Source organism: Streptomyces sp. NPDC046862, from assembly GCF_040704615.1.
Taxonomy (GTDB): domain Bacteria; phylum Actinomycetota; class Actinomycetes; order Streptomycetales; family Streptomycetaceae; genus Streptomyces.
Genome location: NZ_JBEYXP010000092.1, coordinates 1 through 22,261 on the forward strand (window position 1 = coordinate 1; position 22,261 = coordinate 22,261).

The 22,261-nt window shown below is 72.8% G+C and carries 19 protein-coding genes and 1 tRNA gene; 8 read left to right on the forward strand and 12 right to left on the reverse strand.

Going from position 1 to position 22,261, the window contains the following annotated elements:
- Positions 1-107 precede the first annotated feature (107 nt).
- Both AB0959_RS50675 and AB0959_RS50680 read right to left on the reverse strand, forming a co-directional pair.
- Positions 108-1,517 (reverse strand): amidase, encoded by a 1,410-nt coding sequence (locus AB0959_RS50675; RefSeq protein WP_366833789.1) that lies wholly within the window; start codon positions 1,515-1,517, stop codon positions 108-110.
- A 28-nt stretch (positions 1,518-1,545) separates the two neighbouring features.
- Positions 1,546-2,493, reverse strand: a complete 948-nt coding sequence (locus tag AB0959_RS50680) for a D-2-hydroxyacid dehydrogenase (protein ID WP_366833790.1) — start codon at positions 2,491-2,493, stop codon at positions 1,546-1,548.
- Positions 2,494-2,746: 253 nt separating this feature from the next.
- Between AB0959_RS50680 and AB0959_RS50685 the strand changes: the two genes are divergently transcribed.
- The 3 genes from AB0959_RS50685 to AB0959_RS50695 all read left to right on the forward strand — a co-directional run bounded on the left by AB0959_RS50685 (position 2,747) and on the right by AB0959_RS50695 (position 5,685).
- On the forward strand, positions 2,747-3,541 hold the full coding sequence (locus tag AB0959_RS50685; RefSeq protein ID WP_366833791.1) for a decarboxylase: 795 nt from the start codon (positions 2,747-2,749) through the stop codon (positions 3,539-3,541).
- Positions 3,538-4,269 (forward strand): decarboxylase, encoded by a 732-nt coding sequence (locus AB0959_RS50690; protein WP_366833793.1) that lies wholly within the window; start codon positions 3,538-3,540, stop codon positions 4,267-4,269. The genes AB0959_RS50685 and AB0959_RS50690 overlap by 4 nt, the downstream gene beginning before the upstream one ends.
- Before the next feature lie 282 nt (positions 4,270-4,551).
- Positions 4,552-5,685, forward strand: coding sequence for an LLM class flavin-dependent oxidoreductase (locus AB0959_RS50695; RefSeq protein ID WP_366833794.1), 1,134 nt, complete (start codon positions 4,552-4,554; stop codon positions 5,683-5,685).
- 23 nt (positions 5,686-5,708) lie between these two features.
- Here the strand turns inward: AB0959_RS50695 and AB0959_RS50700 are convergent, their stop codons facing one another.
- Complete coding sequence (locus AB0959_RS50700) at positions 5,709-6,584, reverse strand: RNA polymerase sigma-70 factor (protein WP_366833811.1); 876 nt, start codon at positions 6,582-6,584, stop codon at positions 5,709-5,711.
- A gap of 284 nt (positions 6,585-6,868) precedes the next feature.
- Between AB0959_RS50700 and AB0959_RS50705 the strand changes: the two genes are divergently transcribed.
- A complete protein-coding gene (locus tag AB0959_RS50705) occupies positions 6,869-7,348 on the forward strand; it encodes a carboxymuconolactone decarboxylase family protein (protein WP_366833795.1) in 480 nt (159 codons plus the stop codon).
- Between the two features lie 63 nt (positions 7,349-7,411).
- Here the strand turns inward: AB0959_RS50705 and AB0959_RS50710 are convergent, their stop codons facing one another.
- Complete coding sequence (locus tag AB0959_RS50710) at positions 7,412-9,514, reverse strand: EAL domain-containing protein (protein ID WP_366833796.1); 2,103 nt, start codon at positions 9,512-9,514, stop codon at positions 7,412-7,414.
- A gap of 481 nt (positions 9,515-9,995) precedes the next feature.
- Here AB0959_RS50710 and AB0959_RS50715 point away from each other — a divergent pair, with 481 nt between their 5' ends.
- Positions 9,996-11,339 carry a M6 family metalloprotease domain-containing protein gene (locus AB0959_RS50715; protein ID WP_366833797.1) on the forward strand — a complete coding sequence of 448 codons (1,344 nt, stop codon included), beginning with the start codon at positions 9,996-9,998 and terminating at the stop codon, positions 11,337-11,339.
- Positions 11,340-11,781: 442 nt separating this feature from the next.
- Here AB0959_RS50715 and AB0959_RS50720 read toward each other — a convergent pair.
- The 7 genes from AB0959_RS50720 to AB0959_RS50750 form a co-directional block, all read right to left on the reverse strand.
- A tRNA-Lys gene (locus AB0959_RS50720) sits at positions 11,782-11,855 on the reverse strand.
- Complete coding sequence (locus AB0959_RS50725) at positions 11,846-12,484, reverse strand: bifunctional DNA primase/polymerase (RefSeq protein ID WP_366833798.1); 639 nt, start codon at positions 12,482-12,484, stop codon at positions 11,846-11,848. Before AB0959_RS50725 ends, AB0959_RS50720 begins: the two co-directional genes overlap by 10 nt.
- 198 nt (positions 12,485-12,682) lie before the next feature.
- Positions 12,683-13,045, reverse strand: a complete 363-nt coding sequence (locus AB0959_RS50730) for a hypothetical protein (protein ID WP_366833799.1) — start codon at positions 13,043-13,045, stop codon at positions 12,683-12,685.
- Between the two features lie 128 nt (positions 13,046-13,173).
- Positions 13,174-14,544: an AAA domain-containing protein gene (locus AB0959_RS50735; protein WP_366833800.1), complete on the reverse strand. Its 1,371-nt coding sequence runs from the start codon at positions 14,542-14,544 to the stop codon at positions 13,174-13,176.
- Entirely contained in the window at positions 14,541-16,151 is a 1,611-nt protein-coding gene (locus AB0959_RS50740; RefSeq protein WP_366833801.1) for a hypothetical protein, read from the reverse strand. Before AB0959_RS50740 ends, AB0959_RS50735 begins: the two co-directional genes overlap by 4 nt.
- Positions 16,142-17,299, reverse strand: a complete 1,158-nt coding sequence (locus tag AB0959_RS50745; RefSeq protein ID WP_366833812.1) for a hypothetical protein — start codon at positions 17,297-17,299, stop codon at positions 16,142-16,144. The genes AB0959_RS50740 and AB0959_RS50745 overlap by 10 nt, the downstream gene beginning before the upstream one ends.
- Positions 17,250-18,239 carry a phosphatase PAP2 family protein gene (locus AB0959_RS50750; RefSeq protein WP_366833802.1) on the reverse strand — a complete coding sequence of 330 codons (990 nt, stop codon included), beginning with the start codon at positions 18,237-18,239 and terminating at the stop codon, positions 17,250-17,252. Before AB0959_RS50750 ends, AB0959_RS50745 begins: the two co-directional genes overlap by 50 nt.
- A gap of 283 nt (positions 18,240-18,522) precedes the next feature.
- Here AB0959_RS50750 and AB0959_RS50755 point away from each other — a divergent pair, with 283 nt between their 5' ends.
- The gene (locus AB0959_RS50755; RefSeq protein WP_366833803.1) at positions 18,523-19,128 is read left to right on the forward strand and encodes a histidine phosphatase family protein; all 606 of its coding nucleotides are present in this window, start codon (positions 18,523-18,525) and stop codon (positions 19,126-19,128) included.
- A gap of 52 nt (positions 19,129-19,180) precedes the next feature.
- Here AB0959_RS50755 and AB0959_RS50760 read toward each other — a convergent pair whose 3' ends face one another.
- Complete coding sequence (locus tag AB0959_RS50760; RefSeq protein ID WP_366833813.1) at positions 19,181-20,614, reverse strand: hypothetical protein; 1,434 nt, start codon at positions 20,612-20,614, stop codon at positions 19,181-19,183.
- A 302-nt stretch (positions 20,615-20,916) separates the two neighbouring features.
- On the opposite strand from AB0959_RS50760, the gene AB0959_RS50765 reads away from it, so the two are divergent.
- Both AB0959_RS50765 and AB0959_RS50770 read left to right on the forward strand, forming a co-directional pair.
- A complete protein-coding gene (locus AB0959_RS50765) occupies positions 20,917-21,285 on the forward strand; it encodes a hypothetical protein (RefSeq protein WP_366833804.1) in 369 nt (122 codons plus the stop codon).
- Between the two features lie 74 nt (positions 21,286-21,359).
- Entirely contained in the window at positions 21,360-22,229 is an 870-nt protein-coding gene (locus AB0959_RS50770; protein WP_366833805.1) for a fused MFS/spermidine synthase, read from the forward strand.
- Positions 22,230-22,261: the final 32 nt, after the last annotated feature.

Sequence of the window (22,261 nt, forward strand, 5' to 3'; positions counted from 1 at the left end):
CCCCCCGGGGGGGGGGGGCCCCCCCCCCGGGGGGGGGGGGGGCCCCCCCCCCCCGGGACAGGATGGGACGGGTAGGGGCGGCGGGGGCGTAAACACCCCCGCCGCAACTACACCGACGGCCGCCGCACCCCACCCACCCCCGCCTCGTACAACGCGTGCGACACCCGCAACACAAGATCGTCCCGATGCCGCGCGGCCACCACCTGCAACCCCACCGGCAACCCGTCCCCGTCCACCCCCACGGGCACGGACGCCGCCGGCTGCTGCGTCATGTTGAACGGGTACGTGAACGGAGTCCACCCGGTCCACCGCCGATGCCCCGACCCCTTGGGCACCTCCACCCCCGCCTCGAACGCGGTGATCGGCAGCGTCGGCGTCACCAGCACGTCGTACGACTCGTGGAAGCGCCCCATCCGCCGCCCCAGCTCCATCCGCACGTCCACCGCCGCCAGATAGTCCAGCGCGCTGTACCGCGCCCCGAGAGAGCAGATCTCCCGCAGCCCCGGATCCAGCAGCTCCCGCTGATGCGGCCCGAACGGCTGGGTGACCCGCGCCGCCCCGCTGAACCACAGCACGTGGAACGCGTCCACGGGCTCCGTCAGATCAGGGTCCGTCTCCGAGACGTACGCCCCCAGCCCGGCCAGCCCCTCCACGGCCCGCCGCACCACCGCCCCGACGTCGGCCCGTACGGCCACCTGCCCGCCGAGCGAGGGCGAGTACGCGACCCGCAGCCCGCGCACCCCGCGCACCCCGCCCCGCAGCCCGTCCGTGAAGGAGCCCGTCACGGGCCCGAGCCCGGACCAGTCGCGCGCGTCCGGCCCGCTGATCACGTCCATCAGCAGCGCGGCATCGGCGGCGTCCCGCGCCAGCGGACCCACGTGGGCGAGGGTGCCGAACGCGCTCGCGGGATACAGCGGCACGCGCCCGTACGTCGGCTTCAGCCCGAACGTCCCGCAGAAGGAGGCCGGGATGCGCACGCTGCCGCCGCCGTCCGTGCCGAGCGCCAGCGGCCCGGCCCCGAGCGCCACGGCGGCCGCCGCGCCCCCGCTCGAACCGCCCGCCGTGCGCGACAGGTCGTACGGGTTGCGCGTCACCCCGGACAGCGGTGAGTCCGTGACGCCCTTCCAGCCGAACTCCGGGGTCGTCGTCTTGCCGAGGAACACCGCGCCGTGCTCGCGCAGCCGGGCCACGGACGGCGCGTCCTCGCCCCACGGGCCGTCCGGGGAGATCGCCCTGGAGCCCTTCAGCGTGGGTGCGCCGCGCTGCAGCAGGATGTCCTTCACCGTCACCGGCACCCCGTCCAGCAGCCCGGCGGGCTGACCGCGCCGCCAGCGTTCCTCCGACGCGCGGGCGCGGGTGAGCGCGTCGTCCGGATCCACGCGTACGAAGGCGTTCACGGCGGGCTGGATGGAATTCGCCCGTTCGAGTGTCGTCCTGGCCACTTCCACGGGGCTGAATTCGCCCTTGCGGTAGCCGTCGAGGAGTTGTACCGCGGTCAGTTCGGTGAACTCGGTCATCCGCCCGCCCTCCGGGGAACTCGGCAGTTCAGTGTCCAGGTACGTACCCACGCTGCTTGTCGACCACGTTCAGCAGCGGCTTCCCCGCCTCCCAGAGGTCGTACAGCTCGACGAACTGCGCCCCCAGCGCGTCCCGCCAGCCCACCGTGTCCCCGCTCATGTGGGGCGAGACGACCAGGCCCGGCACCTCCCACAGCGGGTCGTCCGGCGGCAGGGGCTCACGCTCGAAGACGTCCAGCGCCGCGCCCGCGATCCACTGCCTCGACAGCGCCTCCACCAGCGCGTCCTCCACCACGAGCGGCCCACGTCCGACATTGACGAATCGCGCCGAGGGTTGCATGACGCCGAAGCGGCGGGCGTCGAACATGCCGTGCGTCGACTCCGTCAGGGGGGCGGCCGCGATCACCCAGTCGGCCCGGGACAGCAGCCGGTCCAGGTCCTCGGGACCGTGGATGCCGGGGCGCGCGGTACGCCCGACCAGGGCGGCCGTGATCCCGAGGGCCTTGAGCGTGCTCGCGACGGCCTGACCGATCGGCCCCGATCCGACGACGACGGCTCGCGTCCCCGCCACCCGCCGCGTCTCCCGGTGCCGCCACTCGTGGGCGCGCTGGAGTTCCGCGGTGCGCGGCAGGTCCTTCGCCCACGTCAGCACCAGGGCGGCGACGTACTCGGCGATCGGCTGGTCGAAGACGCCGCGCGCGTTGGTCACCACCGTGTCCGAGGCGGCGAGCTCCGGGCACATGAGGTGGTCCACGCCCGCGCTCGCCGTGTGCACCCAAGCCGGCCTCGGGCCCTCGCCGGGCCAGGCGTCGCGCACGGCACGCGAGGTGAAGTCCCAGACCAGCAGGACGTCGGCATGCGGCAGGTGCCCGGCCAGCGAGGACGCGTCCGTGTGCAGGATCCGGGTCCGCCCGGTGAGCCTGCCGAGGCGGGGCAGCGGCTCGGCGTCCAGGACGAGAAGGGTTTTATCGGACATCGTGGGGAAACCGTTTCGCAACGCGCGTTCGCTTCCGTGGAGGAGGTTCGCCGACTGTCTTTCCGGTGTTTTCCGGCTGTTTTCCGGCTGTCTTGCGGTGATTTCCGGAGGGGCTCACGGGTGGTGAAGTGGGGGATCAAGCCGTCTGAGATGCGCGGATTGACCACGCTCGCACCCGAACCTACCTTCGTCAACACGGTCACGGACACGGACCGTTGACCCTTCGTCCCCCTTCGTGAGGCGGGTGCCTGCCATGGACGTCTCTTTTCTCGGCGGACCGCGTCCCCAGCGCGGTGTCGGTGTCGTGGCCCCCTTCGACTTCGCCCTCGATCGCGAGCTGTGGCGATGGACGCCCGACGACGTCTCGCTGCATCTCACACGGACCCCGTTCGTGCCCGTCGAGGTCAGCCTCGACCTGGCGCGGCTGGTCAGCGAGCACGAGACACTCGGCGACGCGGTCCGGACGATCAACGCGATCGCGCCCGAGATCGTCGCGTACGCCTGCACCTCCGGCAGTTTCGTCGGCGGTGTCGCGGGCGAGCGGGCGATGTGCGAGGCGATGACGAGGGCGGGAGCGGTGCCCTCGGTCACGACCTCGGGCGCCCTCCTGGAGGCCCTGCGCGAGCTGGGCGTACGCCGGCTCGCGCTCGTGACCCCGTACACCGTCTCGGTGACCCTGGCGCTGGAGCAGTACCTGGCCGAGGCGGGCATCACCGTCACCGGCCGCGCCTTCATGGGCCTGACCAGGCACATCTGGAAGGTCCCGTACCGGGCCGTGGTCGACATGGCCCGCAGGGCGGTCCGTGTCCCCGCGGACGCCCTGTTCATCAGCTGTACGAACCTCCCCACCTACGACGTCATCCCGCAACTGGAAGCGGAACTGCGCATGCCGGTGATCTCGGCCAACCAGGTGACGATGTGGGCGGCACTGCGCCACCTGGGTACCCGAGCGGTAGGGCCTTATCAGCAGCTGCTGGACGAGTCGGCACGCCGGGGCCCCGTACTGCCGGAAGAAGAACAGCAGGAGCAGCAGGAAGGCTGGACATGACCGCACTCGGTTTCCTCTACCCGGGCCACTCCGCGGAGGACGACTATCCGCGCATCGAGCAGCTCCTGGCCAGCGACATCCGCCTTCCCCTGGTCCACACGGACATCGGCGAGGACGCGCACCGTGAGGACGCGCTGCGGGAGATGGGCTCGCCGCAGCGCCTGGCGGCAGGCGTGGAGGAACTGCGCCTGTCCGGCGCCGAGGCCGTCGTCTGGGCGTGCACCTCGGGCAGCTTCGTGTACGGCTGGGAGGGCGCCCACGAACAGGTCCGCAACCTGGCCCGGGCGGCGGGCATGCCCGCGTCCTCGACGTCCTTCGCCTTCGCGCACGCGGTGCCGGAACTCGACGCCCGCCGGGTGGCGGTCGCCGCGACGTATCCGGAGGACGTGGCGGAGCTGTTCGCGGCCTTCCTGAAGGACGCGGGACTGGAGGTCGTCTCGACCCGCTCCTCCGGCATCATCACGGCGGCGGAGGTCGGTACGTGGGGTGAGGACGAGGTGCTGGCGCTGGCCCGCGCGGGCGACCATCCCGAGGCGGACGTGGTGCTCCTCCCTGACACGGCCCTCCATACGGCATCGCACATCCAGGCCCTGGAGACCGCCCTGGCGAAGCCGGTCCTCACCGCCAACCAGGTCACCGTCTGGGAGGCCCTGCGCCTTGCCGGCCGCCGGGTGAACGCCCCTGCACTCGGCACACTCTTCACGAAGGAGCCGATCGTGCAGGTGTGAGGGTGCCGGGGGGAGCTGGGGTGGGTTGGTTGGGTGCGGGTGGGCGGTGGCTGGTCGCGCCGTTCCCCGCGCCCTGAAAACCAGCACCTGCCGGAGAAATCCAGCCCCTCCGGCGTTTGAGGAGCGGGGTCCGGGGCGGAGCCCCGGGGATGGGACGGACAGGGGCGGCGGGGGCGAGGAAAACCCGGGCACGAGCCGCCCAGGGGAATAAGCGGAGCCACCCTCCTGTTACCCCGCGCGGGAAGCGCACGACGCGCGGCACAACCACAGGAGGCACCCACCGTGACGGCAGACGAGACCCGAGGCGACGAGACCCAAGGCGACGAGACCCGGGGCGACGAGATCCGAGGTACCGCGCAGGGCACCGCCCCCGTCCCCCTCTCCGTCCTGGACCTGGTCACCGTCGGCGCGGGCCGCACAGCCACCGACGCCCTCCACACCAGCGTCGCACTGTCCCGCCTCGCGGAGTCCCGCGGCTACCACCGCTTCTGGGTCGCCGAACACCACTCCATGCCGGGCGTGGCCTCCAGCTCCCCCGCCGTGATCCTCGCCCACCTCGCCGCCCACACCACCCGCATCCGCCTCGGCTCGGGCGGAGTCATGCTCCCCAACCACGCCCCGCTGGTCATAGCGGAGCAGTTCGGCACACTTGAGGCGATGGCCCCCGGCCGCGTCGACCTCGGCCTCGGCCGCGCCCCGGGCACGGACGGCGCCACCGCGGCAGCCCTCCGCCGCACCGACCGGCTCCACGAAGGCGCCGACGACTTCCCCGAGCAACTCGCGGAACTCACCCGCTTCCTGGACGACGACTTCCCCGACGGCCACCCCTATCGCCGTATCCACGCGGTGCCGGGCCCCGTCCAGGGCACGTCCCCCGGCGGCGTACAGTCCCCGCACCGCCCGCCCGTCTGGCTCCTCGGCTCCTCCGGCTTCAGCGCCCGCCTCGCCGGCACCCTCGGCCTGCCCTTCGCCTTCGCGCACCACTTCTCCGCGCAGAACACGATCCCGGCCCTCGACCTGTACCGCGAGTACTTCCGGCCCTCCGCCGCCCTCGACGAGCCGTACGCCCTCATCGGCGTCTCCGCCCTCGCCGCCGACGACGAGAAGGAAGCCCGCCGCCAGGTCATGGCCGCCGCCCTGAACATGGTGCGTCTGCGCACCGGCCGCCCCGGCCTCGTGCCCACCCCGGAGGAGGCGGAGGCGTACGAGTTCAGCCCGATGGAGCGGGAGTTCATCACGAGCTGGAACGCCAACGTCGTCCACGGCACCGTGGACGAGGTCCGCTCCGGCCTCGACGACCTCCAGAAGCGGACCGGCGCCGACGAGTTGATGCTCACGTCCCACGCCCACAGCCCGGACCTGCGCCTGCGCAGTTACGAACTGATCGCGGACGCCTACGGGTTGCCCAGCGCCTGAGCGGGGGACCCTCGAACAGCCTTCTAGCGGCGCAGGGTCGTCGCCCGCTCGACGCGGGACAGTTTCTCGGGATTGCGTACGGCGTAGAGCCCGGTGATGAGGCCGTCGTCGACGCGCACCGCCATGACGGTGTCGAGCTCGCCGTCGAGCCGGAGAATCAGCGCCGGACAGCCGTTGACCTGTGCCGGCCGCAGTGACGCCGAGGCGCCGAACCTGCCCAGCCGGGCGACCAGTTGGGCCACCGGGCCGGCCCCTACGACGGGGGCCCGCACGGCCTGCACGACTCCGCCGCCGTCACCCAGGAGAACGACGTCCGGCGCGAGGATGTCGAGCAGGCCCCGCAGATCGCCCGTCTCGACGGCCCGTTGGAACGCCTGGAGCGCCTCCCTGGTCTCGGCCGGGGAGACGACCTCGCGCGGTCGGCGCGCCGCGACGTGTGCCCGTGCGCGGTGCGCGATCTGGCGGACCGCTGCCGGGCTCTTGTCGACGGCTTCCGCGATCTCGTCGTACTCCACCTCGAAGACCTCGCGCAGCACGAACACCGCCCGCTCGGTCGGCGTGAGCGTCTCCAGCACCAGCAGCATGGCCATCGAGACGCTGTCGGCCAGCTCGATGTCCTCGGCCACGTCGGGCGTGGTGAGCAGCGGCTCGGGCAGCCAGGGGCCGACGTAGGACTCCTTGCGCCGACGGAGCGTGCGCAACCGGGTCAGCGCCTGGCGGGTGGTGATCCGGACCAGGTAGGCGCGCTGATCCCGCACGGTCTCGACGCCGACGCCCGCCCATCGCATCCAGGTCTCCTGCAGGACGTCCTCCGCGTCGGCGGCCGAGCCGAGCATCTCGTAGGCGATGGTGAACAGCAGGTTGCGGTGGGCGACGAATCCCTCGGTGGCGGAGTCCATGCGGCCGCCTCGGGTCTGCGGCTCCGTGGTGTCCGTGGTGTCCGTGGTGCCCGTCGTGCCCGTTGTGCGCGCGCTGCGTTCGCCCATGGCTGGCTCCTGCCTGTTCGGTGTCGACCCGGCCCACACAAGACGCCGGTCCCCACCGCTGTGTGACATCCGTGACCGGTGGCGCACGTCACACGACCCGGTTGTCACAGGGATCGGGGCGGCGGCATCTGAATGCCCGTCACGACGCCGCGCGAACGATCCGCGTCGGCACCCGACTCCACGAGTGAGGTCACGCGATGGAACCCCGTTTCAACCTGTTCGACAGCCCGACCGCCGCGAAGATCGCCAAGCGGTTCTTCAGCGTCTCGTCGGTCCTGGAGCAGTCGACGCTGCCGAAGACCCTGCAGGAGCTGGTGGAACTGCGGGTCGGCCAGCTCAACGGCTGCGGTTTCTGTGTCGACGTCCACACCAAGGAGGCGGCGGCCGCCGGTGAGACCGCGCTGCGGCTCAACCTGGTCGCCGCCTGGCGCCACACCACCGTGTTCACCGAGGCCGAGCGGGCCGCGCTGGCCCTCGCCGAGGAGGGCACCCGGCTCGGCGACCACGGAGTGTCCGACGAGACCTGGGCGGAGGTGCGCAAGCACTACGACGACGACCAGGTCGGCACCCTGGTCTGCCTGGTCGCCCTGATCAACGCGGCCACCCGGATGAACGTGATCGTGCACAACCCCGGGGGTTCGTACGAGCCAGGCATGTTCTCCGGTCTGCAGAGCTGATCGTCTGCAGAGCTGATCGTCAGTCGAGGTGACCGTCTGCCGAGCTGATCGGCAGACGTGTCCTCAGGCCTGAGGGCAGCTCACCGTCGTCAGCAGTTCGGAGATACGGTCCGCCGACACGGGCCGCGAGTACAGCCAGCCCTGCCCGGTGTCACAGCCGATGCGCCGCAGCCGCGACGCCTGCGAGGACGTCTCCACGCACTCGGCGGTGACCGTGAGCCCGAGCCGGTGGGCGAGTTGGACGAGTGCCTCGACGATGACCTCGTCGGCGGGGTTCGGCTGGGCGTCGGCGCCTTCCCCGTTCTCGCCGTTCTCGTACTCCCGGTTCTCGTACTCGCCGCCCTCGTACTCGCCGTTCTCGTACTGGAAGCCGCGTACGAACGCCCCGTCCAGCTTCAGTACCGAGACCGGCAGCCGGCTCAGGTACGCCAGGTTGGAGTAACCGGTGCCGAAGTCGTCGATGGCGATGCGCACGCCCATGTCGCTCAGCGCCTGGAGGGCCTGGAGCGGGCGGCCGGCCGAGCCCATGACCGCCGACTCGGTGAGTTCGAGCTGGAGGAGGTGCGCGGGCAGGCCCGTCTCGGCGAGGATCTCCGCCACGTCCGCGACCAGGTCGGAGTCCCAGACCTGGCGCACGGCCACGTTCACGCTGATGAAGAGCGGCGCCCGGTCGGGGTGGTCGAGCTGCCAGCGCCGCGCCTGTCGGCACGCGGTCGCCAGGACCCACCGCCCGAGCTGCACGATGGAGCCGTTCTCCTCGGCCAGTGAGATGAACCGATTCGGCGGCAGCGTGCCGAACTGCGGGTGGTTCCAGCGCACCAGCGCCTCGACCCCGCGCACCTCGCCGCCCTCCATGTCCACCAACGGCTGGTACTCCAACGCGAACTCACCGCGCTCGACGGCCGGCCGGAGCGTGGAGGACAGCGCCTGACGGGTCATGCGGTGGGCGTTGCGCTCGGGATCGAAGAGCGTCCAGCGGGACTTGCCGTCCGCCTTCGCCCAGTACAGCGTCGTGTCGGCGGCCTGCATCAGCCCGGTCGCGGTCGTGCCCTCCGCACGCCGCTCCACCACGCCGATCGACGCGGAGACGGACAGCCGCCGGCCCGCGATGTCGAACGGCGCCTGCACGGCCCTCAGTACGGACTCCGCGAGCTCGGACAGCTGGTCGGTGCCGGTGGAGTCCTCGACCAGCACCGCGAACTCGTCGCCGCCGAGCCGGGCGACCAGGGGCTCGTTCGCCCGGGCGTACCCCGCCTCCCGCGCGCACCGCGTCAGCCGCTCGGCGACGGCCGTCAGGAGCCGGTCGCCGACCCGGTGGCCGAGCGTGTCGTTGATGGCCTTGAAGCCGTCCAGATCCAGATAGCAGAGCCCGATCCGGCCGGTCCCGCTCTCCTCGTACGCCTCCACCTCCAGTGCCGCCGTCAGCCGCTCGAAGAAGAGGGTCCGGTTGGGCAGCCGGGTCACGGGATCGTGCATCCTCAAGTGCCGCAGCCGCGCCTGGAGTTCACGCCGGGCACTGATGTCGGCGATGGACAGCAGGACGACGGGCTCCGCCTGGAGGCCGGAACTGGCCGGTTTGAACACGGGGTCGGCGGAGTCGGCCGGGTGATGCGCGGGTCGGCCCGGGTCCGCGACCCGGTGCGCGGAGTGGCCGAAGTCGCTCTGGCGATGGGCGAGTTCATCGGAGTCGGCCCCTACTGTCGCCGAGCCGCCCGCCGCCGGCTCACCCTGTACCGCGGCCTCTCTGGGCAGCGGGGACACCGTCACCTGCACCCAGAGGGAGTTCCCGTCGGGGTGCCTGACGCGGCGTGTGCAGCACAGCCGGGCCTGGCGCCCGCGCAGCATCTCGCGGTACGCGTGCGCGGTGCGGGCGTCCGAGGTCAGGTCCACCAGATCGGCGGCGACCCGCCCGGCCAGCCCGTCCGCCGCGACCCCCAGCAGCGAGCCCATCGTGTCGTTGGCGACGACCACCAGCCCCTTGCGGTCCACCACCGCCATGGCGAGCGGCGCCGCGGCGAAGGCGGCGCGGAACGCATGAGGCGTACGTGACGCCAGAGAGTTCGTGAGGGATGTGAGGGTACGACGTGCTGTATCAACGTCACGCTCTGTGACGATCGGCTGGACCAGATCCACCGCGGGCGCCTGCCCTTCGGACGTTCCGCTCACCGTTCGCTCCCGCAGTGCGCTCGTCGTTTCGTACGGATCTCATGTTTCGTGTCGGAGCGGCGGACCGGGGCGGACGGCCGCTCAAGCCGTGTCGGTGCAGGAAAGTGTGCCGATCATAGAGGCTGGCCTCAGGCCCATGCAGCCACTCTCCAGTGTCGCGGAACACCCCGCGGTTGTGACAGATCGTTTCTGCCCCTCCCTGGACGGCTTCGTTCCGGGGTTGACCGGTTGTGACGTTCCGTGAGCTTCCGGGGTGTCGGATCCTGGGCGCCCTCACCCGTCCGGCCGCGACAGACAGAGCAAAGTACTACGAATTATCACAATCTGGGTGCGATGTCCCCGAAGCTCGCATCCGGAGGTCGATGTGCCGCGCCCGCACCCCAGGAAGGGACTCGCCCACGGGCCCCTCGGGGCGCGCGCACGCGCCGGAACCCGCCGTCCCTCCGGAGCACCCGGCCCGCGAGCGCTCATCCGCGGCCCGGTGCCGAGCCTGCGCCGTACCGCGGCCGTGTTCACCTCGTTGACCGCCCTCGCGGCGACCTCCCTGATCGCCGTGCCCTCGGTCGCCGTGCCCCTGTCGGAGGCGTGCGCGCTGAGGCGGACGAGCGCCCACCACTCGGAGGGCGTCGACACCTGGAACGCCTCGTACCCGCGTCCCACCCGCCCCCTCGACGCGCTGCTGGTCTTCCTGTCGTTCCCGGACGCCACCCCGCGGATCACGCCCGCCGAACTGACCGCCGACCACTTCCCGACCACCAGCAGCTTCTTCGAACGCGCCTCGTACGGCAGGTTCACCCTGCGCCCGCACCCGCGCAGCGACTGGATCGAGATGCCGCGGCGTTCCACGGACTACGCGATAGAGCGGGACTGGGACGCCGAGCACCGTGCCGCCTACCTGCGCGACGCCATGAGCGTGGCCGACGGCCGGGTCGACTTCTCGGACTACGACATCGTGTACTTCGTGGCCGACCCGGACGCGCCGGGCGTGGACTCGGACGCGACGAAGGTCGTCAATCTCGACACCCCGCTGAAGGCGGACGGCACGTCGATCCGTCGCGTCGTCACCGTCTTCGAGAACCATCCCCCGGACCGCCTGGTCCTCGCCCACGAGACCGGCCACGTCTTCGACCTGCCCGACCTCTACCACCGCCCCACCGACGGCAAGGGCGACTGGGACACCTACGTCGGCGACTGGGACCTCATGGGCAGCCAGTTCGGCCTCGCCCCCGACCTCTTCGCCTGGCACAAGTGGAAGCTCGGCTGGCTGGAACCGCACCAGGTGGCGTGCGTACGGGGTTCGGGGACGACCCGCCTGACGCTGGAGCCGCTCTCGGCGGGGCCGGTGCGGGACCGGACGGTGACGGCCGGCACCCAGGCCGTCCCGGCGGATGGGGCGGATGGGGCGGATGGGCAGGCCCTGGCGGCGCGGGAGCTCTGGGCCGGGGACGAGGTCTTCGAGGCCGAGGCCCCGGTGCCCTTCGGGAGCGGGCGCGGTACGAAGCTGGCGGTCGTCCGGACCGGATGGGAGAGCGCGCTCGCCTTCGAGGCGCGCGGCCCGGTGGGCAACGACGACTCCGTCTGCCGCCAGGGCATCCTCATCTACCGCATCCGCAGCGCCGCCGAGTCCGGCGGCGGCCCCATGGAGGTCGTCGACGCCCACCCCCACACCGAGTCCTGCGGGGACGAGTCGGTCTACCCGCCGCTCGCGGACGCACCGGTCGGAGTGGGGGAGAGCTTCACGGTGCCGGGCGGCAACGTACGGGTCGAGGTGGAGGACCGCACTCCTTCGGGCGCCTGGACGGTCAGGATCACGGTCTTGGGATGAGCCCCGGGGTGCCGGTGGCGAGGAGGCTCGCCTGGCGCCTCGTCCGTCACCGCAGCTCCGGATCGGCGCGAGGATCGGACCAGTGGGTTTTCGCCCCGTCGCCCCTACCCGTCCCATCACTGGGGGCTGCGCCCCCCGGACCCCCGCTGTCGGCCTGAAGGGCCTCGTCCTCAAACGCCGGACGGGCTGAAGATCCAAGCCCCGGCCGGGAAGATTCAGCGCCGCCCCGCACCATCCCAGCCCCTCCGGCGTTTGAGGAGCGGGGTCCGGGCGGAGCCCCGGGATGCGAACCCCCGGCTCACCTCTCACCCCACAGTCACCCCGCCCCCGACAGAGGGGGGTGTGGGTGGCGAAGCCCCCACAACGCGCGGCGAAGCCGCGCAAAAACAACGATGGCGAGACGGTTCGCGCTTTCCGCGAACACGCCTCGCCATCGCCATCGTGCGCCGCCAGGGACTCGAACCCCGGACCCGCTGATTAAGAGTCAGCTGCTCTAACCAACTGAGCTAGCGGCGCCTGCTGACGTCGTAGACCTTAGCACCCTGATCGGCGGGAGGAAAAATCGATATCCGAACGGCCGCGGAGACCCCTGAGCGGGCCGCGCGGACGGCCGCCCACAGCAGGACATCGGGCCCGGGAAGCCAGGGTGTGCGGGTGCTGGGCGCGACGAGCCAGCGGCTCGCGAGCCGGTCGGAGGCGGCGCTGCTCTCGGGCGCGGGCCGCAGCGCCGGGACGGTCACCGCGTCACCGGTGCCGTGGCACAGCAGCGGCGGCACGGCCCCCGTCCTGCCGGGTGAGCCCCACTCCTCCCACGCCATGAGCGAGGGCAGCCGCTGGGCGGTGCCGGGCGAGGTGAACAGGAGGGTGCGACCCCGGTACACGGCCACGGGTCCCGAGCCCGGGCCCTCGTCCCACATCCGGTCCAGCATCCGCCGCCCGAAGAGCGTGGGCACGCTGACGACGTCGAAGACCGTGCCGCAGGGGAGCACGACCGGCGCGGTGGGCCGTTCCTCCCACAGCGTGAGCGTGCTGCGCGGATACGTTCCTGCCGAGGCAAGCCAGGCCGCCCCCTCCGAGGTGACGTCCGAGACGGTCGAGACGGTGCCGTCCGGAGCCTCGACGTCGTCCTGGGGCCGCGCGCTCACCGAACGATTCTGCGGATGAGTGTGCTTGCTCATGCCGTACAGATCTACCGGCGGTGAGCATCCGATTCCGGTGGGTTGCCGGAAAACGGGACAGGCGATACGCGAGTGGGGTATCTTCCCGCCCGGCATATGCCAGCGTCGTAGCCGTACGTCATGGCCTACTCGCAGCGCTCAGCGCACTCACCGCGCTCACAGCACTCACAACGCCTCGGGGCCCTGCCCGTCCCGCCCCCGCATCAGGTCCCGGCCGAACTCGACCATCTTCTTCGCGTAGTCCTCGGTCCACTCGGCCCGCTCGGCGATGTCCGCCGCGGTCAGCCGGTCGAAGCGGCGCGGATCGGCGAGCTGGGCCGCGGCGATCGCCTGGAACTCCACCGCCCGGTCCGCCGCCGCGCGGAACGCGTGCGTCAGCTCCGTCGCACGGGCCAGCAGCGCCCGCGGGTCGTCCATCGACTCCAGGTCGAAGAAGTGCTCCGGGTCGGAGGCCGCCTCCGCGGGCTCGAAGAGCAGGGGCGCGGGGCGTAGCCGCGGTTCGTTCCGACGCGGCGTGGGCTCCGCCATGTCTTCTCCTCCTCGTACGCGTCCGGTGGCCCGCCATCGGTAACGGGCCACCGTCCATTGTCTCCCGCCCGCGCAAGGGGGCGTCGAACCCGTGGCCCGGCGGCTCGGTTCGGCCCGGGCCACGGATCTCAGGGCCGCCAGGACACGCGGTGCTCCGCGAGGTGCGACAACACCGCGTGGTTCGCTTCCCACCCGTCCGGGAACTTCACCGTGACCCCGAGCTGGACCGGCTCCGTCGACGGGTGGTCGTCCAGGAGCTCCGGGACCCCCTCCCGGCAGACCACGATGCACGCGTGCCGGTGCCGGGAGGCCAGCACGCACAGGCGCCCCGTCTCCAGGTGGAACGCGGTCGCGTCCGGGCGGCCGGACAGCGGGTGCAGGACCACCGTCACGTCGTACTCGCGGCCCTGCAGTCGGTTCGCCGTGTCGACGACCACGTCGGTGACCCCGAGGGCGGTCAGCGCGGACCGGACCGACGCGGCCTGGTCCCGGTGCGCGGTGCCGACGGCGATCCGGTCGGAGGTCAGCGGCACGGACTCGTCCGATCGCTCGGAGGTCGCCGCGCCACCCCGGTCCAGCAGCCGCCGGACGACCCGCGCGACCGCCCGCACCGCCTCCGGGTCGGTGCGGGGCGTGTGGCGCGCGGGGAGCTCCAGCAGGCCCCAGCCCGACTCCGCCGCCTCGTCGATGACCCGGTCCGGACCCGAGCCGTCCGACGCGACGGCGAAGGTGAGCCCCCGGTCGCCGTGGTCCGTGCCGCTGCGGAAGGGCGTGAACGGGTAGAAGGCGGCGGAGACGAGGGGCGCGGCCGACGCCGGCAGCCGCCACGACACCGGCAGACGGTGCTGCGGGAGCTCCGGGTTGTGGGCCAGCAGGGTCGTGACCGCCGAGGCCGACGGGTCGTACGACAGCCCCGCCCACTGCTCGCTGCCCACGATCGCGAACGGGTCCAGTTGCCCCGGGTCGCCCACGAACAGCGCCCGCTCGAACAGCCCCGCGACGGCCAGCAGCGCGTCGGACCGCATCTGGTAGGCCTCGTCGACGATCGCGTGCCCCCACGGCTCGACGCCCTTGACGTGGGCCCACTTGGCGGCCGTCGAGATCACGACGTCGAGGCCCGCGAGGTCGGCCGCCTTGGCCGACTTGCGGACGTTCGGCAGGTCGTCGAGCGCCTTGTCGTACGGGTCGGTGTCGCTGCTGTGCAGCCGGCCGACCGGCAGCTCGGCGTCCTTCTCCGCCAGCCGCAGCACCAGGTCGTCGACCTGGGCGTTCGTCTGCGCGATGATCGTCAGCGGGCGTCCGGCGGAGGCGAGTTCGAGCGCGGCGCGCACGACCAGGGTCGACTTCCCGGCGCCGGGCGGCGAGTCGACGACGACTCCGCGGTGCGTGCCGTGCAGGGTGTCGCGCAGGATCGCGTCGGTGGCCCGGCCCGCCGCGGCGCCGGGGTCGAACACCGAGCCGACGGTCGAGGTCTCGGTCTCCGTCTCCGTCTCGGTCACAACAGGTCCTCTTCGGTCGGCGCATCCGGCTGCTCGGGCAGCGGCACGGCGTCGGGCTCGCCCGGCGGGCCGCCGTGGGTCCACGGGGTCTCCTCCGGGTCGGGCAGCTTGGCGCCGCCCCGCTGGTCGTGCTCGAAGAGCGTGAAGCAGACGCGGTCGCCCTTCTCCGGCACCGAGCCCTCCTCCGGCTCCTTGCCGCGGCCCATCTTGTCGACGATCCGCAGGACGAGCAGGTCGCCGCCCTCCGGCCCGTCGTACCCGACGAACTCGGCGGCCTGCGGCTTGCCGCCGAGCGAGCGGTACACCTTCGTGCGCTCCCCGAGGTGCGGCCGGTCGTCCGTGCGGACCGTGACGAGGGGGCGGGGGCTGGGCCGCTTGCCCTCGCTGTACGCCATCACCACGTCCGTGACCTCGCCCGCGAAGGCCTCCCCGGCGAGACGGCGGCCGGCCATGACGAGCGGGTCGTCGAGGGCTTCCTGGGCGTCGAGACGGGCCTGCTCGCGCTCACGCGTGGCCAGCTTGTTCGCCGCCGTGACCGCGTCGTCGCGGCGCGGCTGCGGGGGCTCGCCGGCGACGACCCGGTCCCGGTGGCCGGTGAACGACCAGCGGTCGCGGGTCCACCGGTCGGCGGCATGGGCGCCCTCGGGCAGCGTCCGCAGCAGGTCCAGGCCGTGCCACACCGCGTCCCAGGTGGGACGGGTGCGGCTCTCGACCAATGCACGGATCTCCTGCTCGGCCGCGGTGAGGTCGCCGAGCCGGTCGTCCGCCTCCAGTCCGTCCTCGGCGGCGGCGAGCGCGGCCCGCGCGCGGTCGTAAGCCTCGATGGCCGGGGCCAGCAGCTTGTTGTCGAACGCCGGGTCGGTGGCGGGACCGGCCGGCGGGCACAGCAACTGGCCGTCGGCGTCCCGCGCGAGCTCGGCCCGCCGCGCCGCCTCGTCGCCCGCCGCGCCGTCCGGCGGGTCGATCCAGGCGAGCAGCGCCCCGAGGTGCTGGTCCTCCAGGCTCGACTGCCCGGTGGCCCAGTGCCGGGTCAGCAGGTCGGTGACGGCGAGGAGCAGCGAGGAGCCGGGTACGCGCGCCCGCTCGCCGAAGTGCGTGAACCAGCGCCCGAGCAGCGGCACCCGGGGCGGTGCCGGATGCGGAGCCTCCGGCTCCTGCTCGGCGGTGCGCCGGAACCGCATGGAGCGGCCGAGCAGCCGTACGAAGTCGATGCCGGGGCGGCTCGGCACGATCAGCTGCGGGGCGTCCGCGCACAGGTCGACCTCGACCTTGACGCGCTTGCCGGTCTCCGGGTCGGTCTCGCTGCGCTCGGCCGCCTCCACGACGTCGGCGTAGGAGTCCACGTACGGCAGGACGATGTCCGCGAGCTCGGCGAGGAACGCGAACCGCAGGTCCCGGTCCCGGGGCTGCGGCACCACGAGCAGCCGGGGCGCGTCCCGGTCCGTGCCGACGAGCGCGCCGAGCGGGGCGCCGGCCTCACCGGCGGTGATGAGCGGCACGAAGACGAGCGGCCGCTCGGACAGGTGCCGGTGCCGGACGGTGGCGGCGGGCTGGGCGCGGCCGCTGCGGACGGCTTCCAGTCGGGACAGGGTCGCCATCAGGGACATGGGGTGCCCTCCTGGCGGGTGCCCTCCTGGCGCGCGAGGGCGGCGCCCAGCGCCTCCGCCCGCAGCTCCGCGGCCCTGCGCAGGGCCGCCACCGCGGGGTCCTCGGGGTCGCCCGCCGTGCCGTGGGCCGCCGCCAGGACGTCGTCCACCGACGTCAGGCCGCCCAGCTCGGCCCGGAGCGACCGGCCCAGCGACGTCACCGCGCCCTCCTCGCGCGAGCGGGTCCGGCAGTGGAAGGCCAGCTCGCAGGCGGCGAGGCACTCGGGGGCGTACGCCGCGGGGAGCGACTCCACGGCCTCTGTCAGCTGCTCCCGGGGCAGGTCAGGGGCGAAGCAGGCACCTTCGGGAAGAGTGTCCGCGATCTCCTCGATGCGGGTGAGGCGGGCCAACTGCCTGCGCGTGACGGCGCGTTGCTTGCGGACGTCCACCGCGGCGGCCGTCGCCAGGTTGGTGAAGTCCTTGGGGCACACCAGCAGCACCCGGTGGCGCACTTCAGGCGCGGGATCGAGACGACTCGCCACCTCCTCCAGCGCCAGCACGTACACCGCCGACTGCCGGGCCGCGGCGCCCACCTTCGCCGGGTCGGCGGAACCGTCCAGCATCGGGAAGGACTTGATCTCGACGACCGTCCACGTCCCGTCCGGGTGCACCACCACGGCGTCCGGCTCCAGGAACGCGGGGGAGCCGGCCACGTCGAGCGCGATCATGGGGTGGTCGAGGAGCGCCCAGCCACCGGATCCGGAGGCCTCGCGCAGCGCCAGTGCCGTACGGGCGGCGCGCCCCTCGGGGCCGATCGCGGTGAGGTCGGGAACGGCCGCGCCGTCCGGCGGCTCGGCGGACGGGTCCAGCCTCTCGTGCACCAGCCGCAGCAGCTCCGCGCCGCCGTCCGCCTTGACCCGCGCCTCGAACGCGTTGCCCCGCATGAAGGCGAACTGCGACATACCGAAGGCGGAGGGGGAGCCGAGCGCGCTCGCCAGCGCCGTCTTGTTCACACCCGCCCCGTCGAGGAGCGCGCGTCGTCTGCAGCCCGGGTTGGCGGCGAGGGCCGCGAGGGCACGGGCGTCCAGCGCCTTGGGCGGGACCTCGGGTCCGCGCAGCTCAGCGAGCCGGTGCCGGAGCGCCGTCCCCCGCGTCCGTGGGGGCGGCACCCGGCTCGGCTCCTGCGGTGCGCTGCCGTGGAATTCGCTCACCCGTGGAAGTCTGGCATCCGCCACTGACAATCGGGGCACGTGTGCCGCGAGACGCGTCCGTGACGGGAGTGGACCGAGCGGCGAGCCGCCTCGCGAGGGCTTCGCCGTACGTCCCCTCGAACCGCTCCCGGAGCCCTGCCCACAGCCGGTCCGAGACCCGCAACACCAGCGGCGTCAGCAGCAGGCCGACTCCCATCACGGCGGCGCCCGCCACCGCGTCGAGGAAGTAGTGGTTGGCGGTGCCCATCACGACGATCGTGGTGATCAGCGGGTAGGCGACGGCCGCGACCCTGGTCGCGCGCGTGCCGCCGTAGCGCCAGAGCAGCACGCCGCACCACAGGGCCCAGCCGACGTGCAGGCTCGGCATCGCCGCGTACTGGTTCGTCATGCCGCCCAGTCCGCGCGGCGCGCTCGCCTCGCCGCCCCACCAGCCGTACGAGCTGTAGTACGCCATCGTGTCCACGAAACCGTGCTCGGGCGACAGGAGGCGCGGCGGGCAGGTCGGCAGGAGGGTGAAGCCGACCAGGCCTATGAGGGTGGACGTCATCAGCCAGGTGCGGGCGCGGCGGTAGAGGTGGCTGCGGGACCTGAAGAGCCATATGAGGATCGCGGGTGTGACCAGGTAGTGCAGGGACGCGTACCAGAAGTCGGCGGGTACGCCGAGCCAGGGTTCGCGGGTGAAGAGACGGTTCAGCGGGTGCTCGGCGTTGAGCCACAGGGCCTTCTCGACGCGCAGGATGGCCAGGCCGTGGTCGACGGCGGTGGAGACGTCGCCTCGGGCGAGGAGCCGGCCCGCCGAGTACAGCGCGTACACGAGCACGAGCAGCGGCAGTTCGGTCCACCAGCGGAGCCGGACCTGCGCTGCCCCCTCGGTACGCGATATATCGGACTGCGGCATCCGATCGCCCTCCCCCATCTGCAATGTGTGGCCCCTGGCCACTGCTTCTGGTGGCCCGCCCGATTTTACGGTGTATACGAGTGCCCCCTACGGGCACCTCATGCATCCTCGGCGACCACTGAGGCGCCTCGGTTGTCGAAGACGCAGAGATCGCCCGAGGGGTTGCCCGGTGCAAGCGTGCGCGATGATGGAACGATTCGCCTCTGATTTCTCCCAGCGGGTCCGGGAACGACACGGCCGTACGTCCCCGGGGCCGCTCGGCTCCTGGAAAGGCCACCTCCTCATGGCACCGCGCATCCTGCTGGCCCGGCACGGCCAGACCGAATGGTCACTGGCCGGGCGGCACACCGGCAGGACGGACGTGCCCCTGCTCGACGAGGGCCGGCGCGGCGCCAAACTACTGGGCGAGCGCCTGAACCGTCAGCCCCTGGACGGCCTCCCCGACGCCGAGGTCCGCACGAGCCCCCTCTCCCGCGCGCGGGAGACCTGCGAACTCGCCGGCTTCGGCGACCGGGCCACCGCCTGGGACACGCTCATGGAATGCGACTACGGCGCGTACGAGGGCCTGACCCCGGCCGAGATCCAGGTCATGCGCCCCGGCTGGCTCCTGTGGCGCGACGGCGTCCCCGACGGCGAGACCCTGGAACGCATCTCCGCGCGCGCGGACGAGGTGGTCACCTGGGCCCGCTCCGCCGAGCGCGGCGGCCGTGACGTCCTCCTCTTCGCGCACGGCCACATCCTGCGCTCCATAGCCGCCCGCTGGCTGGGCCAGGACATCGGCTTCGCGGCCCGTATCCGCCTGAACCCGACCTCGCTGTCGGTGCTGGGCTGGGCCTACGGGGAACCGGCGATCGAGTCGTGGAACGACACGGGACACCTGCCCGCGTAGTTCTGGAACCCTTGGACGTAGCCCTGGAACCCTTGGACGGGGAGCGGCTCCCTCAGATCGTGCGCGGCAGCGCCGCGTGCCGCTCCAGGAACTCCGACACTCCGGACGCGCGCCGGTGCGGCAGCAGCACCCTGGCCGTGCCCGCCAGCATCGTCTGGATGCGGGAGGACTGGACCTCGTCGAGGAGGTCGAGGACCTCCATCCCTGCCGCGGCCGCCTCGTCGGGACGCCCCCCGCGCGCGAGGTCGTCGGCGAGCTCGGCCGTGTAGAGGGCGATGTTGCGCGTGAAGTGCGGGTCCTGGAGGCGGGCGGCGCGCCGCGCGTGCCGGGCCGCGCGCGGCCAGTCACCCAGCGTGGACCAGCACTGCGCCTCCAGGCCCTCCAGTTCGGCCTCTCCGTAGAAGGTCATCCAATCGGGGTCGGCGTCCGACGGGCCCCGCCCGTACAAGGCATGCGCACGGGCCAGCGCCTGCTCGCACCCGGTGCGGTCGGCAAGACCGGCCCAGCCCCCCGCCTCCCTGAGCGCGAGCAGCGACATCAGCCGTGGCGAGCCCAGCGGCCGGGCCACCCGCTGCGCGGCCTGCGCCGCGCGCACCGCCTCACGCGGACGGCCCGCGTCGCGCGCGAGGAACGCCGTGTTGCAGAACGCGTGCGCCTCCAGGCCCGGGTCCTCCGACATCCGGGCGGTCGCGAGGGCCTCCGCGTAGTGCGAGCGCGCGTCGTCGAAGCGGCCCGAGTCGTGCGCGAGCCACCCCACGGAGATGGCGAGTTCCCCGGCCCCCGCGTACAGCCGGTCCGTCGTGGCCTGCCGGGCCGCCCCCGCGTCGAGCAGCGCGTACGCCGTCCTCAGCGGTGCCGCCGCCCTCCGGTACAGCCCGTCCGCCCCGTGCCGGTCGTCGAGCAGCCGGATCCTGCGTACGGCGTCCTCGAGCGCCCCCGCCTCGGACGTCCCGACCCGGTGCGCGGGCCGCCCCGCCGCGGCGGCTGCTCCGCCGAGCGTCAGGGGACCCAGTGAGACGGTCGCCACAGTGGCGGTACCGCCGGTCATGAATGCGCGACGCCGCACGTCGCTCTCCTCGTGGTTCTGGTCTGTTTCTTGCGTGTCATACGGGTCACACGCCCTCTCCGTCTCATGCGGGGCGCACGACAGGTTCTCGGGGCGCACGGGGGAGTCCTCCTCGGCGCCGCGCGCCCCCCGGCCGCGTACCGCGGAACGGGGAGCGAACCCCAGGTCGGCCAGTGTCCGGCCGGGAAACATATGCAGGAACACCCGCTCGTACGCGTAGTTGGGACAGCGGATCTCCCCCGACTCGACCCGCCCGACGTACCGCGCGTCACAGCTCACTCGCTCGCCGATCTCACGCGCGGCCCGCCGCACCGCGGCCGCGAACTCGCCCGGTGAACGCTGCCCGCGCAGCTTCCGGAAGGCGAGGTTCGGCCGCGGTGGCCGCGGGGGCTGGGACGAGGTCACCGATGACGACGCCATGGGCGGGCCCTCTCTTGCGAACCGTCGGACCGTGCCGGATTCGCGGGAGTTGTCCGTGTGGTTCACGGTTGGTTCCCTGCGCCCGGCGGGGCACGAACGTACTAGCACGGCGGGTGTCGCCACGCGAGGTTTGGCTACAAACCGGATATCTCATACCGGATCCGCCATGAACTGCCATCCTTTGCGGCGCACTTCCGCCGTAGCCCTTGACGATCCGGCGCGTTGGACAACACGGACCGGGAACCGCTCGAACTCCCGAGTCCCCGCGCGCTGGAGGAGGGGCTTAAGTGGTGGAGGCCGGGATGTCGCGCATCGAACCCTGCGACCTCGTGACCGTCCCTGCCCGGCAGGGGCTGGAAGCGGTCGACATCCTCCGCCGCGGCGCCGTCGACGCCAGCGGCCCCGTCCCGCCGGCGGTGGGTCCGGTGCTCCACGACGACGGCTGCGACACCCTCGGCTTCCTCGTCCCGCCCGGCACCGCCGACGCCTGGGACGTGCCCGGCAGCACCTGCACCCAGTCCGACGGCCAGGGCGCGGTCCTCGCCCCCGAGGAGGGCTCCGACTGGCTGCTGCCGCCCGACGAGGCCGACCTCGCGACCGACCCGGCGGTCCTGCGCGCGGCCCTCGGCGAGGCGGCCCGGCTGATCGAGGCGGCGGACAACTGCCGATAGCGCCCGGGCGCCGAGCCACCCTCTGCCCCCCCCGGCACTGAGCCGCCCCTTCCGAAGACCCCGATAATGGCGGGGTGGGCAGGTCACGGAAAGCACGGCGCGAGCAGGCGGCCATCGAGGCCGTCGTCGAGACGGTGGACGGCGGGCTCGCAGAGCTGATACCCGACCGGGACCGGGCGCGCGCCTGGACCCTGCTGATCGACGGCGCCCCGCAGTCGCACGTCGACCTCGACGACCCGGCGTACCTTTCCTTCGAGTACCAGCGCCGCCTCGGCCACGTCATCGACCTCGCCGTCCCGCCCGGCCGGCCCGTGCACGCCGTGCACCTGGGTGGCGGCGCCCTGACCCTCGCCCGGTACGTCGCCGCCACACGCCCGCGCTCCACCCAGCAGGTCGTCGAACGTGACGCGGCGCTCGTCCAACTCGTCCGCCGTGAACTGCCACTGGACCCGGGCGCCCGGATCCGGGTGCGGTCCGTCGACGCCCGCGACGGGCTCGCCAAGGTGCCCGACGGGTGGGCGGACCTGGTCATCACCGACGTGTTCAGCGGAGCACGGACTCCGGCGCACCTGACGTCCACGGAGTTCCTCGCCGACGTCCGCAGGGCCCTCAAACCCGGCGGCTGGTACGCCGCCAACCTCGCCGACGGCCCGCCGCTCGCCCACCTGCGCGGCCAGATCGCCACCGCCGCGGCCGTCTTCCCCGAGCTGGCACTGGTCGCCGACGCGGCCGTACTGCGGGGAAAGCGGTTCGGCAACGCCGTCCTCGTCGGCTCCGACCGGCCGCTCCCCGTCGCCGAACTCACCCGGCTCGCCGCCTCCGACCCACACCCGGCGCGCGTCGAACACGGCAGGACCCTCACCGACTTCACGGGCGGGGCGGCTCCGGTGACGGACGCGGCGGCGGTGGCGTCACCGGCACCGCCGCCCTCGGTGTTCCGATAACGGCCGTCCGACGAACAGGAGTTCCCGCGTCG